At 31.8% G+C, this 18,365-nt stretch carries 13 protein-coding genes; 8 read left to right on the top strand and 5 right to left on the bottom strand.

All coding sequences use genetic code 11. The features are described 5' to 3' along the window. Nucleotides 1-342 precede the first annotated feature (342 nt). Complete coding sequence (locus OZP06_RS02030; RefSeq protein ID WP_269223467.1) at nt 343-1,404, bottom strand: DUF3810 domain-containing protein; 1,062 nt, start codon at nt 1,402-1,404, stop codon at nt 343-345. Nucleotides 1,405-1,656: 252 nt separating this feature from the next. Between OZP06_RS02030 and dcuC the strand changes: the two genes are divergently transcribed. The 8 genes from dcuC (at nt 1,657) to OZP06_RS01990 (ending at nt 11,820) form a co-directional block, all read left to right on the top strand. Further along, a complete protein-coding gene (gene dcuC / locus OZP06_RS02025; protein WP_269223466.1) occupies nt 1,657-3,024 on the top strand; it encodes a C4-dicarboxylate transporter DcuC in 1,368 nt (455 codons plus the stop codon). A gap of 3 nt (nt 3,025-3,027) precedes the next feature. After that, nucleotides 3,028-4,179, top strand: a complete 1,152-nt coding sequence (iadA, locus tag OZP06_RS02020) for a beta-aspartyl-peptidase (RefSeq protein ID WP_269223465.1) — start codon at nt 3,028-3,030, stop codon at nt 4,177-4,179. A 24-nt stretch (nt 4,180-4,203) separates the two neighbouring features. Next, nucleotides 4,204-5,571 carry a hypothetical protein gene (locus OZP06_RS02015; RefSeq protein ID WP_269223464.1) on the top strand — a complete coding sequence of 456 codons (1,368 nt, stop codon included), beginning with the start codon at nt 4,204-4,206 and terminating at the stop codon, nt 5,569-5,571. A 20-nt stretch (nt 5,572-5,591) separates the two neighbouring features. Further along, nucleotides 5,592-7,121, top strand: a complete 1,530-nt coding sequence (locus OZP06_RS02010) for a M14 family zinc carboxypeptidase (RefSeq protein WP_281239152.1) — start codon at nt 5,592-5,594, stop codon at nt 7,119-7,121. A 5-nt stretch (nt 7,122-7,126) separates the two neighbouring features. Further along, nucleotides 7,127-8,410: a hypothetical protein gene (locus tag OZP06_RS02005; protein ID WP_281324171.1), complete on the top strand. Its 1,284-nt coding sequence runs from the start codon at nt 7,127-7,129 to the stop codon at nt 8,408-8,410. A gap of 49 nt (nt 8,411-8,459) precedes the next feature. Further along, nucleotides 8,460-9,245, top strand: a complete 786-nt coding sequence (locus OZP06_RS02000) for a lamin tail domain-containing protein (protein ID WP_269223460.1) — start codon at nt 8,460-8,462, stop codon at nt 9,243-9,245. Nucleotides 9,246-10,122: 877 nt separating this feature from the next. Further along, nucleotides 10,123-10,263: a hypothetical protein gene (locus tag OZP06_RS01995; RefSeq protein WP_269223459.1), complete on the top strand. Its 141-nt coding sequence runs from the start codon at nt 10,123-10,125 to the stop codon at nt 10,261-10,263. A 93-nt stretch (nt 10,264-10,356) separates the two neighbouring features. After that, nucleotides 10,357-11,820 (top strand): aminoacyl-histidine dipeptidase, encoded by a 1,464-nt coding sequence (locus OZP06_RS01990; protein WP_281324170.1) that lies wholly within the window; start codon nt 10,357-10,359, stop codon nt 11,818-11,820. A gap of 268 nt (nt 11,821-12,088) precedes the next feature. Here OZP06_RS01990 and OZP06_RS01985 read toward each other — a convergent pair whose 3' ends face one another. The 4 genes from OZP06_RS01985 to OZP06_RS01970 form a co-directional block, all read right to left on the bottom strand. Further along, a complete protein-coding gene (locus OZP06_RS01985) occupies nt 12,089-13,384 on the bottom strand; it encodes a DUF389 domain-containing protein (RefSeq protein ID WP_281239156.1) in 1,296 nt (431 codons plus the stop codon). A gap of 239 nt (nt 13,385-13,623) precedes the next feature. Further along, the gene (locus OZP06_RS01980; RefSeq protein ID WP_269223458.1) at nt 13,624-13,797 is read right to left on the bottom strand and encodes a hypothetical protein; all 174 of its coding nucleotides are present in this window, start codon (nt 13,795-13,797) and stop codon (nt 13,624-13,626) included. A 220-nt stretch (nt 13,798-14,017) separates the two neighbouring features. Then, on the bottom strand, nt 14,018-15,622 hold the full coding sequence (locus tag OZP06_RS01975; protein WP_269223457.1) for a PepSY-associated TM helix domain-containing protein: 1,605 nt from the start codon (nt 15,620-15,622) through the stop codon (nt 14,018-14,020). A 65-nt stretch (nt 15,623-15,687) separates the two neighbouring features. Next, complete coding sequence (locus OZP06_RS01970; protein ID WP_269223456.1) at nt 15,688-17,850, bottom strand: TonB-dependent receptor; 2,163 nt, start codon at nt 17,848-17,850, stop codon at nt 15,688-15,690. Between the last annotated feature and the right edge of the window lie 515 nt (nt 17,851-18,365).

The following is an 18,365-nucleotide window of genomic DNA, read 5'->3' as shown; positions in this document are numbered from 1 at the left end:
AAAATTAAAAATATACCTTTGCGTCTCTGCGCCTTTGCGAGCCCAATTTCAAGCAAAGTCGCAGCGACGCAAAGAACAGAAAGGAAAAGTTTTGTGAATAACATTCAACAATTAATCTATTCTTTGAAATGGTACTAGTCACGGATAGTCATATAATGTTAAGTAAAAACTAAGTCCATTTAAGTAAATACAAAACTTTTTTCACATATTTTTACTTTAACCACTATTTAGAAAGCTTGTTTACGTTGTCTTATATGACTTATGGTTCAAAATTAAATGCTGTTTAAAATAGAATTTAGCAGATCTTACTAAAAGGAATAAGGCTAGCTCATAACTTTTAATTTAAAAAGACCTTACTTTATAATAATTCACCATTAAATTCACAAACTTACTGTAACTGTCCATCCCGTCTTTTTGTTGGTTGATTTTTAGAAAACGATCATAAAAAGCGTGAAATCCCGTTTCAATTGGGGTTTGGTATTGTTCCCAAAAATCTTCACTTTCTTTATAGTTTTTCAAAATGCCAGGATGAACAGTTTTGAGTAATCGCTTCAATGTCTCTTCATTTCGTACTTGCCAATTCCCCAAACAATAGCGCAAAGCCATACAATATCCCGAATACTGAAAATACAAATTATCATTTTTTATCGAAGATAAAAATCCTATAAAGTTACATTCACTCTCGCTGGCATATCCCATCTGATGTGCCATTTCATGATTCGTTGTCATCGGAAAACTGTACATCGGACCCAAATAATTCACCTGAGCTTCATTGGTAAACGGATTCAAATAACCGCCAAAACCCATGTAGGTTAAAGGCAAACTGAAAAGAGATTTCTTGATACTCAAATGCGAATAGGTAAAAAAGTCATACTCTCGAGATAAGTTTTGATATCCATTTTGGTTCATTTCCAAAACCTGATTTTGAGAATAGGGGAATACTACTTTTAGACTGTCATTTTTTGTGATTTGACTTTGAATGGCATTTGTTTTGGCAATTAATTTTTTGGTAAAAGTCAATAGATCAGCATCTGTATATTCTCTTTCAATCGTCATTTTTTCAAACAACGGTTCGCGGTAATAATTCAATGCCCAAAGTATATGAAAGAAAAAATAAAACACGGATAAAACACTCAAAATAGTCAGAAGATTGTTTTTCCAATCGAACTTCCAAGATTTTCTTTTGGTCCAAAACCATTTTAAAGCGAATAAAATCAAAATAAAATAAATACAATCCCCAATTGAAAATGGAATTTTTCCTAAGACGATTCTCGAAAATTTTGACAGATAAACATAAAATCCGTTGCTGTAAAAACGTTCTACGCTTTCCGGAAAAAACCGAATGATTTTTAGAATTATGATTTGAATCAATAAGAATATGGAGAGAATGTAGCGGCGTTTCATTTTTTATAAATTGTATTGTAAAGAAACAAATTTTGTCGTTTTTATACATTATTTTTTTTTAAAATAAAATTTGATTTATTTTATTGACTATTCTTTTATTTCTATTTATTAAAATAAATTATAAAAAAAATAATGTTAAGTTGTTCAATATTTGATTATTAACATTATTTTTTCTAAATTAAAATAAAGTTAAAAGATTGTATTTTCTGGTATTTATAAGTAAATTTAAATTTAATTCTTAAAAATTTGTTTATGATATTATATGGATCAGTACTTGCTTTAATTTTTATAGTGATAGTTGCTAGGCTTTTAATTTTAAAATATAATCCACAGGCAGTTTTACTATTTAGTGGTTTATTTATGTTGATAATTGCTTTGCTTTTAGGATTTAAAATGCCAATATTAGTGAAACCTACAGGATCAAGCTTTCTAAATATTTTTGAATATATTAAAGTAGCTTTTAGCGAAACCAACGCTCAAGTAGGATTATTAATTATGGCAATTGGAGGTTTCGTTGCATTTATTGAAAAAAATGGGGCTTCTGATGCTTTGGTTTATTTAGCTTTAAAACCATTGTCGCTTATGAAAAAGTATCCCTATATAATAGCCTCTTTAGTCATTCCAATAGGTCAATTTCTGTTTATTTGTATTCCATCTGCAGCAGGGCTCAGTTTGTTGTTAATGGCTTCCGTTTTTCCTATTATGGTAAATCTTGGAGTTAGTCGTTTATCAGCAGTATCTGTTATTACAGCAACAACCGCTTTTGGTGTTGGGCCTGCTTCTGTAATAACTGCTCGATCCGTTAAAATCATTGACACTTCATCAGTATCACATTTTTTTGATTCACAAATTCCGTTAATGGTTCCTTTAACAATAACATTAATGATTTGTTTCTTTTTTGTAAATAGATATTTTGATAAAAAAGAGAATTCAAGCGCAACTGTTCCAATCGAAGAAAAAGAAATAGTTTTAAAGGTACCTTTATATTATGCTATTTTGCCAATACTTCCATTGATTATATTATTAGTTTTCTCTGAAATGTTTTCGTTTTTTGAAACGCCTATTCACATAGATACTACTACTGTTATGATTATTTGCGTTTTTATTGGGCTACTGATGGATTTAATACGAACTCGAAATTTAAAAATGGTTTTTGAGTCTTTACAAATATTTTTTAATGGAATGGGTGATATTTTCAAGTCGGTTGTAACTTTAATTATTGCTGCCGAAATGTTTTCTAAAGGTTTAATCAGTTTACTATTTATAGATGGTTTGATTACAAGCTCACAAAGTATAGGATTAGGAGGTATAGGGATTAGTATTGTTATGGCAGTAATGATATTTTTTGCTTCGGTTCTTATGGGAAGCGGAAATGCTGCTTTTTTTGCTTTTGGACCATTAGTCCCAAAAATCACAAATGAATTAGGGGTTTCTACTACCTCTATGATTTTGCCAATGGAATTTTCTGCTTCAATGGGTAGAACAGTTTCGCCAATTTCAGGAGTTCTTATTGCAAGTTCAAATATTGCCAAAGTTTCTCCATTTGACATTGCAAAAAGAAATGCAATCCCATTTGGGATCACTTTTTTGGTCATGATAATTATTCATTTTATACTATAATATATGCTAAAACTAATTAAAAATGCAGATGTATATACTCCAGAATCAATAGGAGTTAAAGATATTTTATTGGCAGGAGATAAAATAGTAGCGATAGAGAACTCTATTCCGAATTCAGATCTATATTCTCAAGTGTTTGATTTAAAAGGAAAAATACTTACTCCTGGATTGATTGATCAGCATGTTCATATTACCGGTGCAGGAGGTAAACATGGATTTGGATCCATGACTCCAGAAATTATGTTGTCTGAATTTATTGCTTGTGGAACTACTACTGTTGTTGGTTTGTTGGGCACCGATGGAAGTGCAAGAAGTATAAAAACACTTTATGCTAAAGCAAAGTCTTTGGAATCAGAAGGGATATCAGCCTATATTCTTACCAGTTATTTTGGATTGGATGCCGTAACTTTTACAGAATCTGTTCAAGATGATATGATTTTTATTGATAAAGTAGTTGGATGTAAAATAGCCATAAGTGATGAACGCTCTTCTTATCCTTTAGAAATTGACCTTCTTAGATTTTTAAAACAAGTACGGGTTGGTGGTTTGATTGCCGGTAAAAAAGGAATTTTACACATTCACTTAGGCGCTTTAAGTTCTAGAATGGATGTTTTGTTGAAAATTGTAAAAGAATATGAATTTCCAATAGAACATATATCTCCAACACATGTTGGAAGAACTCTTCCTCTTTTTGAACAAGCAATTGAATTTGCAAAATTAGGAGGTATGATAGATATTACTTCTGGTGGTACAAAATATACAGATCCATATAAATCAGTTTTATATGCTCTTGAAAAAGGAGTTTCTATTGATATGATGACATTTAGTAGTGATGGAAATGCAGGAATTGGGATAATGGATGAAAACGGTAGGACAATAGGATTTAAAAAAGCGCCGATTAATCTTAATTTAAAACAAGTACTATTGTTGATTAAAGAAGGAAACGTGCCAATTGAAGAAGCCTTTAAATTAATAACAGCCAATCCTGCTAAAAACTTAGCCTTAAAAACAAAAGGTCATATAAAAATAGGGTATGATGCTGATTTTTGTGCTTTTAATTCTGATTTAGAATTAACAGATGTTTTTGCAAAAGGAAAGCAAATGATGAAAGAAAAAGAGATTATAGTATTTGGAAATTTCGAATCCCAAAAATAGTGTGTTATTTAAAGTGAAAATACTATGAGTCAAATAGATAAAAAACTTTTGTTTTTAATGTTAATTTGCTTTTTCTTAAGCCTAAATGCTTGGGCTCAAGATGAAGATATGCAAGAATCTGTTCAGTCTGAGGATACAGAATATGATTCTGTTATTACAAAGTATGATACTGAAAATAGTAGTTTAGTACGAATCAAAAAAAATTACAAACTAGGAGATGGAGTAACTTTTATTACCAAAAATGGGAGTTTTAATATTACACAAAGCTTACAAACTTTGTATAATATGCAAACTCCAGATGAATTTGATTCTTTTTCTTCTCAATTTCGTATTAGAAGAGCAAGAATGAAAATGAGTGGAAATGCTTTTGATAATAAATTGTATTATAGATTTAGATTGAATTTTGCTTCGAATTATCAGAGTGCTACAAGTGGGGCTAGATCCTATAATCCTGTTCTTCAGGATGCTTATATCGAATATAGGCCAACACCAAACCAAAGAATTAATTTTGGATTGCGAGCAGATTATATTGACACAAGAGAAATTCGTTTTGAAGGGGAAGTGTTAGGATTTGTTGAAAGAAGTGCTGTTCCAGATGCTTTTGATGCGATTTTTGATTATGGAATACGATATACAGGAACTTTTAGAGTATTTAATAAACAATTGATAAAACCATACGCTTCTATTACTACTGGTGAGGGAAATGCAGCTCTTCAGCAAAATTACCGAGGGTTTAAATATGGTGTCCGATTAGATTATTTACCTTTTGGTGAATTTACAAAATCAGGAGAATTTTACATGGAAGATATGATCCGTGAACCAAAACCTAAATTAGTGTTTGGTGGAATTTATAGTTACGCCGATGGAGCATCTTCTGCAAAAGGCACAAACGGAGGGCGTTACATATATGGAGGAACAACGGAAAACATTCTTCTTCCAGATTATATAAAATATGGTGTTGATTATTTGTTTAAATACCGTGGTTTTTATTCCTTAGGTTCATTTGTAAAGACCAAAGCTACCGTTCCAAGTGGAATTGCCGGAGAATTTAATCTTTCGGGCGTTTTTGTACCCTATAAAAATGAAACTCCAGAGCAAATACAAAATAAAGTATTATCAAGGCTAAATCTAGGATATGGGTATAATATTCAAGCTGGATATTTATTGCCTTCAGATATTTCATTTGGTTTGCGTTATTCTCATTTATATCAAGACCAACAATCTGCTAGTTTTGCGGCTTTAAATAACTTTTACTCTATTGTGGCAACAAAATATTTTTCAGGAAAATCATTTAAACTTCAAGGAGAATTAGGTTATCAAGAGTATGCCGAACCAACTTTATTAGCTAATGGAAGTTATTTAGCCCAAATAATGTTAACCATTGTATTATAATTTATTAAAAAGAGGGATATATGAAAACCTTATTATATTATTTGTTTTTTTCAATTACTGCAACATCCTGTTTTGCACAAGAAAAAAATGGGATCTATGAAAAATTCTTCACAGACCCTGTTCAGGATATTCCTTTTCCGATTGCAAAAGGAAGCTCATACTATTCAGGGTATCAAAACACATTGGATTATATCAACCGTTTGACTGTTTCATATCCTGAATTAGTAACTGTAAGTAGTATTGGAGCCTCTCAAAGAGGTTATAAAGTACCTTTAGTCATTTTTTCTAAAAAAAACAATATCCCCGAACAAGATAAAATTCGTGTTTGTTTTCTATCTAGCGTTCATGGTGATGAACCTATAAGTACAGATGGGATGTTGTTTTTAATGGATCAATTGAGTAATAATGACAAATACAGTCAAGTTCTTGATAATATTATTCTAGAAATAATCCCAATTGTCAATGTTGATGGCTATATTGATGATAAAAGAGATTCAAATAATGGAACTGATTTAAATAGAAACTTGACGATTTTAAATGTAGTCGAAACCGTAAATTTAAAAAATGCCATTAATAAATTTAACCCTCATATTGTCATTGATTTCCATGAATATGGGCCAGCTAGAAAAGATTTTTTAGAAATAGATGATTGTCTTACATCTAGTTATGATGCCATGTTCTTGTATACGGGGAATTTAAATGTAAACAATTCTATTCGGAAAGTGATAGTTGATGATTTTGTAACACCAACAAAATTAAAATTAGAACAAAACAACAGAAAAGTAACTGACTATCTTACAACTGCTTGGAAGGATCAAGAAGTAATCTTAAATATTGGAGGGAACAGTGCAAGATCAAGTGCCACAAATTATGCTTTGCAAAACCGAATTTCAATTTTAATGGAAATCAGAGGAGTTTCTGAAAAAGAAAAAGCGGCTAAAAGAAGAATTGAAACTTCATTTTTAACTGCACTATCTTATTTGGAAATTGCGGGTCAAAAAAGCGATTTGATAAAGGCAGCAATTCAAAAAGCAGATCTAGAAACTATAAACGAAGGAAGTGATATTGTATTAGAATCAGAATCCGAAAAAATTGATTTCCCTTTTGTATTTGTAAATACTTGTACAAATGAATATCAAACCATAACTTTTCAAGCTAATTTTAATATTAAGCAAAAACCGTTGGTGACTAGAAAAAGACCGGATGGCTATTTGTTAGTAACGAAAAGCAAGCAGATTTTTAAAATTTTGGATGCCTCGGGAATTGTCTATCAAGTTGTAGATAAACCAAAAAAAATCGAAGTTGAAACATACAACCAATTAGATAAGTTCAAATTTGAAATTTCTAATGAAACAATTGAAATTCCAACAGGTACAATTGTAATTAATGAACATCAAAAAATGGGTAATGTAATTATAGAATTAATGGAACCTGAAGAGAAAAACTCATTTGTATTTAATAATCTTCTCAAACCTTTTAAAGGGACAAATAAATTAAGAGTTTATAGAATCAACAAAGATCAAGTTTTACAATTACAAAACAAAAACTAGTTATTATGCGAAAAATATTATTTCTATCTTGTGTTATACTCTTGTTAATGGTCAATAGTATAACAGCACAAAAAAAGACAGCCAATAAAGTTGAATTGGACTCTACTTTGCTCTATATAAATGGAAAAGGTCTGTTCGTAAATCTTGGTAAAAAAGAGAAAACAGTATTGAATTTCTCTACAGCAATACAAACTGGAGGAGCTTATTCCCAGTTGGAGAATGCTTCGGGAACCCAACATACCGATAGGTTTTCTATCAATTTAGCACGTATTTATTTTACAGGATCATTTATAAATGAAAAAGTTTTGATGGGATTAACAACAGATTTTACAGGAACTACAGGTATTCTTGAGGCTTGGGTTGGTGTAAACTTTTTTGAGAAACATTTATTAGTATCAATGGGACAAAGACAAACAAATACAAACAATAGATTAGCTCTTTCAGATGAAAGATTTGGGCAAGAATTAGCACAAACTATAGACGGTACTTCTAAAGATGGAGTTGCTTATGGTGGTTTGATGCAGAATTTTGTAGGAGCTACCAGAGAGGACGGGTTGTTTTTTGATGCTAATTTTTCTATTAATAAAATGAGAATATATCCTTCAATTGCTGTAACCACAGGTAATGGTCAAGGAATAAATTCTACCCAAGAAAATTTAGGATTTAAATATGGAGGGCGTCTTGATATTATGCCTCTGGGTGATTTTAAATTTAATAATGCCTTTATAAGTCATGATATGTATTTTGAAACATCACCAAAATTCGCTTTTGGAATTGCAGGTAGTTACAATGTTAAAGCTAGCCATGCTACGGGTTCTGGTGCTAATCAAATTACAGGAATTTACGATGCTAACGGAAATATAGACTATGCCAATTATGCAAAAATTGTATCTGATTTTATATTTAAATATAAAGGATTTAGTTTTATCAGTGAGTTCACAAGCGCTGCTGTAAAGGGAAAAAATTTATATATAGACTCAGCAGGAAACAAAGAATTTACAGCACTTTATTCCAGTTCAAAATACAATACAGGTACTGTATTTAACCTTCAGTCTTCGTATATGTTTAAAAGTGGTTGGGTAATTGATACTAGATTCACAAATATCAATCCGGAATACTCTGTTCAAGAATCACTGATTCAAAAACAAAATTGGTACACTTTTGGTATCAATAAATACAACAAGTATAAAAATTTAAAAATAGGTATTAATACTACTTATATTGATAATTTTAATACTGAAACAAAATACAATTGGTATAGTAATTTAGCGGTCCAATTTATTCTCTAAACATAATAGTATTTAAAAATAAAATATTAATAATAAAACAGTTTTTATTATGAAAAAATTAAAAGTCTTTCTATTAATTGCTTTTTCGTTTTGTATGGCATGTACATCTGAAATTAAATTTGATAAAAAAGAGGAACCAATTCCACCTGATAATCCTGCAATATCTGATTTAATAATATCTGAATTGGCTACTTTTATAAATACAGATGCAACAGCAGGAGGTAAGCGAAATGGTTATATTGAATTGTATAATGGAACTGATAAAAGCCTTGATTTAAGTAATTATGCCATCGGTTACCAAGCCTCTACTGATGAAAAAACATTAGTAGAATGGAGTTTTACTAATAGTGCAAACGTATTATTATTAACCGGTATTGTTGATGCTGAAAAAACCTATGTGATTGCATCGCCTCAGGCAGATCCTTCTGTAGTACCAAGTGATCAATTGTGGGGAACAACAAGTACAGCCAATGCAGATGCTAGTAAACCACTACAGCTAAGTGGGAATAGTGCGATTGCTTTGCTTAAAAAAGATGCCGCAGGAACCTATTTAATTGCTGATGAATTGTATAAAATTATTGATGTATTTGGTGCTCCAAATGTTTCAAGGGTTACATCTACAGGTAGTAGTAGTTCTAGAAATAATTTAATGTGGCCTACCGCAGGCGAAAATGATGATACTCGAAACCGAACTTTTTGGAGAAAAAACACCGTAACAGAGCCTAATTCTAATTGGGAATTAAGCCGAGGAACAAATGCATTAGATTCAGAATGGATTCTCTCATTAGAAAGAAAATGGGATTATTCAAATATTGGAAAATTCACTAATATTTAGATTTTTATGATGTTTTCTGTTAATTGAAATTTATTTAAACTATCAAAAAAATAAATGTTTGTAGTTATTAGTCCCTTCTTCGGAGGGGATTTTTTTGTAGTTGAATTTTGAATTGAATTCATTTTGTTGGTCAACTTTTTTTGAAGGACAGCAATATAAACACCTAAAATTAATTTTTCTCATTTTTATTTAAAGCATTTTGCGAGCAATTAACTATCCAGAGGATTTGTAATAAAAAAAACTGAAACAGTTTATGGATTATTTTTTTTCACTCTTCTTTCGAAATTTAATTTTGGTCATGATAAATCCAATACCTAACCATAAAAGATCTTTACTCAAAAAACAGTACTTTAAAAAATAGATGATTAAGCATAATTTTGGTTACTCTTAAAAACGCATTACTGCATTAGAACAAAAACGGAATGATATACAATCACTATTTGGTTAAACAGATTGGTATTATTGATTGAATTTTAATACCATTAGTGAATGTAAAATAGTCCAAAGATGCGAAATTATTTTTTTTCAAGACAACGATAAAAATCATTGCATAGCCTTAGCTATGGAATTATTTTTTGAGGACGTATTGGAGAAAAAGAACGAGTAGATAGGACTATTTTATATGTGCTAATGGTATAAAGTTATAAAAATTGTGTTTTTTAAGAAAAAATTTGCTGGAATATTTATTATGATTAAATTTTTTATCTCATGTGAACAGTTGTTCTATGTGCTTTTGTGGCTTTAATTTCCTGCAATGGTGTAAGATTACAAAGATTAGTTATGAGAGTATTTAACAATTGATTAAGTGTAGGAAATGATGTTAGTTGTTAATAGAGTATAAGATTCTAGATTTTTAAGCAATGATTAATAACGAAAAATGCCTGCTTTAGCCCCGATAGAAGTGAAAATCCTTATGTGTCATGGTTTGACACATAAGATTGCAACGGATAGCGGGAGTATGGTTCTAAGAATGCCAAATGCTTCTGCTATCCAAAATAATATTCAAAATGAGGTTTAAAATAAATTAAAACTTTTATAAAACTAGCTTAGTAGTTTGTAACTTTGAGGTTTTATTATTTTAAACCTTTTTAATTAAAAAATATACAATAGAATGAGTCAAGAGATAAGAAATCTAGAACCAAAAGCACTTTGGAACAAATTTGCCGATTTGAATGCGGTACCTCGTCCTTCCAAAAAAGAAGAACGTGTAATTGAGTTTATGAAAGACTTCGGTAACAGTTTGGGGCTGGAAACTTTTGAAGATGAAATCCGAAATGTAATTATTCGTAAACCAGCCACTGCAGGTATGGAAAACAGAAAAGCACTTGTATTGCAAGGCCATTTAGATATGGTACACCAAAAAAATGCCGATACTGTTTTTGATTTTGATACTCAAGGAATCGATATGTATGTAGATGGAGATTGGGTTCGTGCTAGAGGAACTACTCTTGGTGCCGATAACGGTCTTGGAGTGGCTACTATTATGGCAATTTTAGAAAGCAAAGACATTCCGCATCCTGCTATTGAAGCTTTGTTTACTATCGACGAAGAAACTGGAATGACTGGTGCTTTGAACCTAAAAGGAGGAATTCTTAAAGGTGATATTTTATTGAATTTGGATACCGAAGAAGATGATGAAATTGGTATTGGATGTGCCGGCGGAATTGATGTTACTGCCACTGCCGAATATGATGAAGAGGAAACCCCAGAAGGTTCTGTTGGGTATTCTATAAAGGTAAAAGGACTAAACGGAGGGCATTCAGGAATGGATATTCACAAAGGTCTGGGGAATGCTAACAAAATCATGAACCGTTTGTTATTTGATGGTTTTGATAATTTTGGATTGCAGATTTCTGAAATCAACGGAGGTAGCCTTCGCAATGCAATTCCGCGCGAAAGTACAGCGAAAGTTATCATTGCAGCTGTTTATGACGAAGCTTTTGTATTCGATATGCAACAAATTGTAAACGAAATCAAAGCGGAGTTTCAAACAACTGAACCAAATCTAGAAGTAGTTTTCGAAAAACTAGATACTGTTCCTGCAACGGTGATGCCATCAATCGCTCAGTTTTATTTTGTTCGCGCGATGTACACAGCACACAACGGAGTTTATAGAATGAGTGCCGATTTTGATAATCTTGTGGAAACTTCCAATAATATTGCTAAAGTTGTAGTAGGCGAGGGGAAACTTTCGGTACAGTGTTTGACGCGTTCTTCAGTAGAATCGTCCAAATTTGATATGGCAAATGCTTTGCGTTCTGCATTTGAATTAATGGGTTGCGAAGTGGAATTCTCCGGTTCATATCCAGGTTGGTCCCCAAATCCTAAGTCGGAGATATTAGATGTTTTGGTTTCTATTTATGAAAAACAAAATGGAGAAAAACCAAATGTAGCCGCTTGTCATGCTGGTTTAGAATGTGGGATTCTAGGAACGAACTATCCGGATATGGATATGATTTCTTTTGGACCAACGATTCATGGTGCACATTCTCCAGACGAAAGAGCCAGTATTTCTTCGGCTCAAAAATATTGGAAATTTGTATTGGAAATTCTAAAAAATATTCCAGTTAAATAGTAGAAAGTGTTCAGTGTTCAGTTTTTTAGTATTCAGTTTATACTGACCACTAAAAAAAAACTGAACACTGAACACTAATTTTTAGTCTCTTTTCGGGCTATTTTTCTTTTCTCTCTTTTCTTCCTTTTTTTCTTTAGCAGTTTTAAGAGGTTCTTTTTTTGCCGTTTTCTTGGCATCTTGACTTTTTGACATGATAGTATGTTTTGAGTTATTTTTTTAAATCTATTCTAGTAAAGGTACGTCTTTTTTTTATTGATACTATTTCAACCTATTCTTGTTGTCTGTAAACTTCTACACTGTCTTTTTCCAATCTTTGTTTTAGCCAAACCACTAACTTTTTTTTAGAATCCAAATTTAAATCGGTCTTACTTTTGTATAATAACACGGGAATGGTTTTGTCTTTACTTGTATATTGGGTTAAGGCGATCGGTTTAATTTCAGGAAATAGAATTATGGCTTCATTGCTTACTTTGATATTATTGACTTGAAAATCGGTAATCTTTTTTTGTAAACTTTGAATTAATTCGTCTTTGTCGTCACCCGTTTTTTTATAATTGCCAATAGTATTTAAAATGTCGTTCTTTAAATCAAAAGTATCTTGTTTAATAAGCAGTTGAGTGTTTAATAAATTATACTCTTTTAATTTCTGATTTAGAGATTTAATTTCCAATGGATTGAATTTTTTAGCCAAAAATGCCAATTCAATTGTTTTTGGGTTGGCATTGTAATCCGTTTTTTTATAAATGAGAGTGTAGTCTTTTTGGGGAAATTCGGTTTCGATAAATCTTTGAGTTCGTTGAACGTATTTTTTTTCATCAAACAAACGGTAAGCAAAATAAATACTAGGAACAATCATAATTAAGAGAAGTGCTGTAATTCCTTGTTTTACTTGTTTTTGATGTTTTAAATCGATTTGTTTTGCTATGGGATATTTTAAAAACTTAACAATGACGAAAGTCGCAATACAGATAAAAACACAATTGATGGTATACAAATACAAAGCACCTCCAAAAAACAAATAATTTCCAGTTGCCAATCCGTAACCCGCTGTACACAAAGGAGGCATCAAAGCTGTGGCAATAGCAACTCCTGGAATGGGATTTCCTTTTTCGACTCTAGTCACAGCAATTACCCCAACCAATCCTCCAAAAAAAGCAATTAAAATATCATAAATATTAGGAGAAGTTCGCGCCAAAAGCTCCGATTGGACTTCTTTGAACGGGCTGATATAAAAATATAGTGTCGAAACCGTTAAGCTAACAATTGTTGCTATTGCAAGGTTTTTTATGGACTTTTTTACCAAGTCAAAATCATACATGCCCAGTCCAAAACCAGCTCCAACAATAGGTCCCATCAATGGAGAAATCAACATCGCTCCAATTATAACGGCTGTAGAATTGACATTTAATCCAACAGATGCAATAACAATGGCACAAGCCAAAATCCATAAATTGGAACCTCGGAATGAAATATTGCTGATAATGTTTTCTAACACTTTATTTTGGTCTTCTTCTCCTTTTTGAAGATCAATGAAATTTAAAAATTTATTTATTATTTTATTCATTACCGTTGTTTTTATTTGGTGTAAAAAAGCGTTTTCAATAATTAATAAAGTTACTTTATTGGTCCCAGATATAGTTTAAAACTATGTACTGTAGTGCATTTGCTTTAGCTTCTAAAAATTTCAGCCACAAATTACACAAATTCACACAAATTAATTAGTGCTAATTTGTGTAATTTGTGGCAAATAAATAAGTGTTACAACCTTGCAGACTTTTAGTCTGCCAACCAAATCTATGGACTTTAAGTCCATAGTGGTTTAGTTACAGTTACAGAACGATGCAAACTCAATTCATCCGAAACGAAATAGGTCATTCCTTGGTTAAGTTTGAAGAGTTCCCTGTTTTCTAATTCACAATTAAATTTACCTTTCAAAAAAGGTACGATATCTGCTTTTGGACACCAATGGTTTGACATATAATCATCGGAATAAAAAATTTTTGAATTTAAATCGATTCGTAATAATTTGGTTAATATTCAAAATTGTTGCCTTTTTATACATCCAGAAAAAGTAAAATTAGTGAATTCGTGGCTATAAATTAATATATTGAATGGTTACATTAAAAGTAAATTTAAGGAATAAAAAAATCCCCAACTAGTTATAATTGGGGATTAATCTCAAAAACTGAATTTGATATTACTTTTTCTTTAAAAATAAAATTAAACCAAGTACACTAACAATTAAAACAGTTAATGCGGCTAAAACCATTGTCAAATCGCGGATGTTTTTTCCAGCCCAATCCATAAACAAAAATTTATGAAATATGGCAAAAGAATACCCTTCTACTTTATCTGAATTTTGAATGGCAGCTGCTAATCTAGATGTAGCTGTTTCTATAAAATAGGTAGTTTTTTCTGGCGTGTCATAGGCTAATTTTATTACGGGCAATCGTTTATTGACAAAACCATATTCTCGACTTTCAAAGTCGGTTAAAACTTTAGTTTCTAATAAAGCAATGTTTTCTAAACTTGTTTTTTCAGTTATTCCGCCTTCCATTTCACAACAAGCCTCTTTTGTAACGGTGTCACTAAAAAAGGAAACCAAAAATTTGGCGTATTCTAAATCAAGGTTTGGAGCGACTTTATTTGTTGTTGTATTGATATAAAGAATTTCCGATTTTGGATTTTCTTTTTTATCCCATTTGGATTTTGAATCTATTTTGGGTGCCTCATATTTTTTATTTTTGGCTAATGTCAATTGGCATCTGTAATAAATGCTGTCATTTAAAGTAACGAGGCTTACATTTTCTATTCGTTTCCAGTCAACAGCTATAGCATTGTTTGGAGTTTGAATGTCTTTTGTTTCAAAAATAGGTTCATACACCATTTTGTCTAAAGTGTATGGTTTCCATTTGGTTGTAGCATGATAAGCTCCGCTAAAGGCAAATGTCAAGGTGAATAAGGAAACCCAAATTCCGATTTGGCGGTGGTATTTTCTGAGGCCTTTTTTAGGAGTTAAACTGTCTGTTTTTTTGAATTGCTTCCAAAATAAACCATAGATTATAATTCCGCTAATAGCCGAAAGGAAGATGATGGAAAGAAACAAAAACATCACAACAATACGAATACTGTTGTTGCTAATCCAATCAATAAAAGCCCAATTGTGGAAAGTGTCAAAAAACCAGATAAAAGCTTGTCTTGATTTCGGGTTGTAAGTGGCCAATTTGCTTGATGCCGTTTCTACATAAACCTGCATTCCGTCTGGGCGATCGAATGTTGTCTTGTAAACTGGTAAATACCGATTGACGTATTTGTATTGAGCCGTAAATTGGGTTATTAAATCCGTTTTGCTTATTGTACTTTTTTGATCGTCTAGAAAATAACGGGATAGCCAATTTGCATATTTTTGGTCCCCATTTTCCAGTTTTTTTGCGTCTAAAGTATTAAAATAGATCAATTCGTCGTTTACCGTTTTTAATTGATAAAAGGTTGAATTGTCAAATGATACGATTCGGAAATTTTTGAACGCGGTTATTTTATTTTTTTGTAAAACCTCTTGGATTGAAAGTATTAATTGAGATTTATCAATTGGTTTTACTTCAAGGCGTTCGTTAGCGATTTCTGGTTTGAAAAAATGCGCCATAAAAGGATGCATTAATCCAGATAATGTCCAGAAAATAACTGGAATTAGTGTAATGATTCCTATTGTACGGTGCCATTTGTACATTTTTTGTTTCAATTTTTTGACTAGTTTGGAATCTTTCTTTTTTGAAATTTTCTCTTCTTTTGGTGTATTGTTCATTGTTTTCTTTTTGAATTATATAACCCTTTCAGAGTTTTGAACTCTGAAAGGGTTGAATAAATTAGTTATTTTCTTAATGAAAAATGATATTGTAAACCTATTAAAAATGTTCTCGGAGCTGCAGCAGTATAAGTGGGTTGAGAGGTTGCGGTATTTCCTCGAGTTACGTTATAGGCATATAATTTGTCCGTAAGATTGATTATGTTTCCATAAATTTCAATTCCCTTCCATTCGTATCCAGCTCTGAAATTAAAAATATCATAACCGACATATTTTACGGTATTGATTTGATCTTGATAATATTTACCAACCGATTGCCATTCTATCGAAGTTCTGAATTTTGGTAACCAATTTGGGTAATAACTGATTTCTGAATTTCCAGACCATCTAGGAGCTTGAGGCATTTCTTTTCCATCCAAATTTCTCAAAGCATCTGTTGGAAAATCAGAAACTTTAAAATCTATAAAAGTATGTTCGGCAATAGTTCCCCCAAATCGAATATTCAACTGATTCGATAAAAATTTGAAATTTCCTCCAAATTCAACCCCTTTATGTCTAGTTTCACCAGCAGAACGATAATCGGTAGAGTTATCTGGCAAGCGAATGCTCAATAATTCGTTCTTGCCTTCCATGTAATAAACGGCATAGTCAAAGTTTAATTTGCCTTTAAAAAAGGATAACCAACCTCCAATTTCATAATTATTGAATGTTGCCGGTTCTAAGTTATAATAAAACTCAGCAGGTTTTCCTGATGTTCCTCCTGTTCCTGTTTTGGCTCTAAAAATAGAGGTGATGCCTGGAGGAGCAAACCCTTGGGAATAATTTCCGTAAATTCCAGCAAATGAAAAAGGATTGTAGTTGGCACCCGCTTTGAAAGTTGGTTTGTCGTATATTTTGGTACCTGTAGAATGGTCAAGTGCATTATTGTAATTTACTTTCAAATTATCATAACGGGCACCTGCAGTTACAATCAATTTTTCAAAAGGGTTGATGCTTACTTGTGCATAACCTGCGGTGTTAAAAATGTCAGCGGTGTAGTCTGATAATTTTACATCGGGACGTTCGGCTGTAATCTCATAATAATTAACCGTTTGCTTCCCTGGAGTTCCTGGGTTAAGATTGGCTTTCATTTCGAGTAAATACGCCCAATAAGTTACAGGAGAATAATCATAAAGTGCTCCAGCAACAATTTTAGTGTTTAAAAAACTAAATTTTTGGATGTGTTGCCCGATTGCACCATAACTTTTGAAGTTGTTCGAGTTTACTTCTCCTTTTGCTGTAGTGGGTTTTACAGTAGGACTCCATTTAATTCCGTAGGATGGATTTTGTCCTAATTTATTGTCTCTATGATAAACGGTTAAATAACTATTGGCATTATCATTCCAATCGTGCTCCAAAGTCAATCTGGTTCTTAAGGCATCCGATTTGCGATACGTGAAATCAGTAGTACTCTTGTAGGTTCTATCGTAAAAAGCAGCTTCATTAACACTTCCGCTCATATCGGAATAGTATTTGCCCCACATGGTATTACTGATTAATCGAGTTTTATTGTTTATGTTGTAATCAATTCTAACGTTGATATTGTCTTTTTTGTAATCAGAATAAGTCATCCAGCCATTTTCCTGTAAGCTGGAGATTCCTGCAATATTGAAACCGACTTTGCCTACGGTTGCTCCACCTGCTGCTTGAATTCGTTTGTACCCCCATTGGTCTGCTTGGATTCCAAACTTGAATTCGGGTGTAACGGGAGGATGAATTGAAATTAAATTAACAGTTCCTCCAACTGCTTCTGGCCCATATAAAGAGGAAGCAGGACCTTTTATTACTTCTATACTTTGAAGGTTGAATTGGTTGATTTCTAATAAAGCATTGTGGTTGAAAATTCCCATTGGGCGAATAGGTAGGCCATCTTCAAGATATAAATAATAAGCATTGGTGGTCATGGGTTGACGAATAGACATCATGTGTTGTTCGTTACCAAGGTTTACCATCGTCACTCCTGGTGTTTTGTTGATGATTTCATAAGCAGCTACTGCCTTGGTTTCGTTAATGGTTTTGGCGGTTAATTTACTAATAGCAGCTGGAGTTTCTTTTCGATGTGTAGCAGAACGATTGGCAGTAATAAAGATGTTCTCAAGTTCTTCTGTTTTTGTACTGTCTTTTTCAGTTTTATTTTGTGCAATGGAAATTTGACCCAATAGTAAAAGGGTGAATAGAATTTTCTTCATTTTTGATTTATATAAATTTTGGGTAATAACAATTGTTTCATTGACCTTAAGCCAATGAAAGACATTTCAAAAAATTTTGAAAAGTGAAATTAAAATTTATATAAAATAGGAAGGTGGTCGAAAGTTCGATAATACAACCGAGATTGGTTTTTTATCTAAAGAAAAGTATTTTGATTGAGTAGAAGAAATTGATGTTACAATTGAAAAGTTCGTTTCTAAAGTATTTGGAATGTAAACCAACTCCAATTTTTCTTTGAGATTGTTTTGCATTTGTTTTTCATTATCATCAAATTTCTTTAAGCTTTTCTTAAGTTCACAATTACCATTACAAGTGTTGTTGGCTATTTCTCTTTGTACACAAATGGTTTTGGCGATCTCGTTTTGATTGATTTTGAATTTTACATATACAATTATATTCCCAAAAGAGGGAAGAAGTAGTAATGAGGATAGTAATATGACGAAAAATTGTTTCAGACTATTTTATTTGACCGCAAAAATAGTATTTTTTATAAGAC

Origin of the sequence: Flavobacterium sp. IMCC34518 (assembly GCF_027111095.2) — a bacterium.
GTDB classification, from domain to species: domain Bacteria; phylum Bacteroidota; class Bacteroidia; order Flavobacteriales; family Flavobacteriaceae; genus Flavobacterium; species Flavobacterium praedii.
This window is presented reverse-complemented; position numbering and strand designations above follow the sequence as displayed.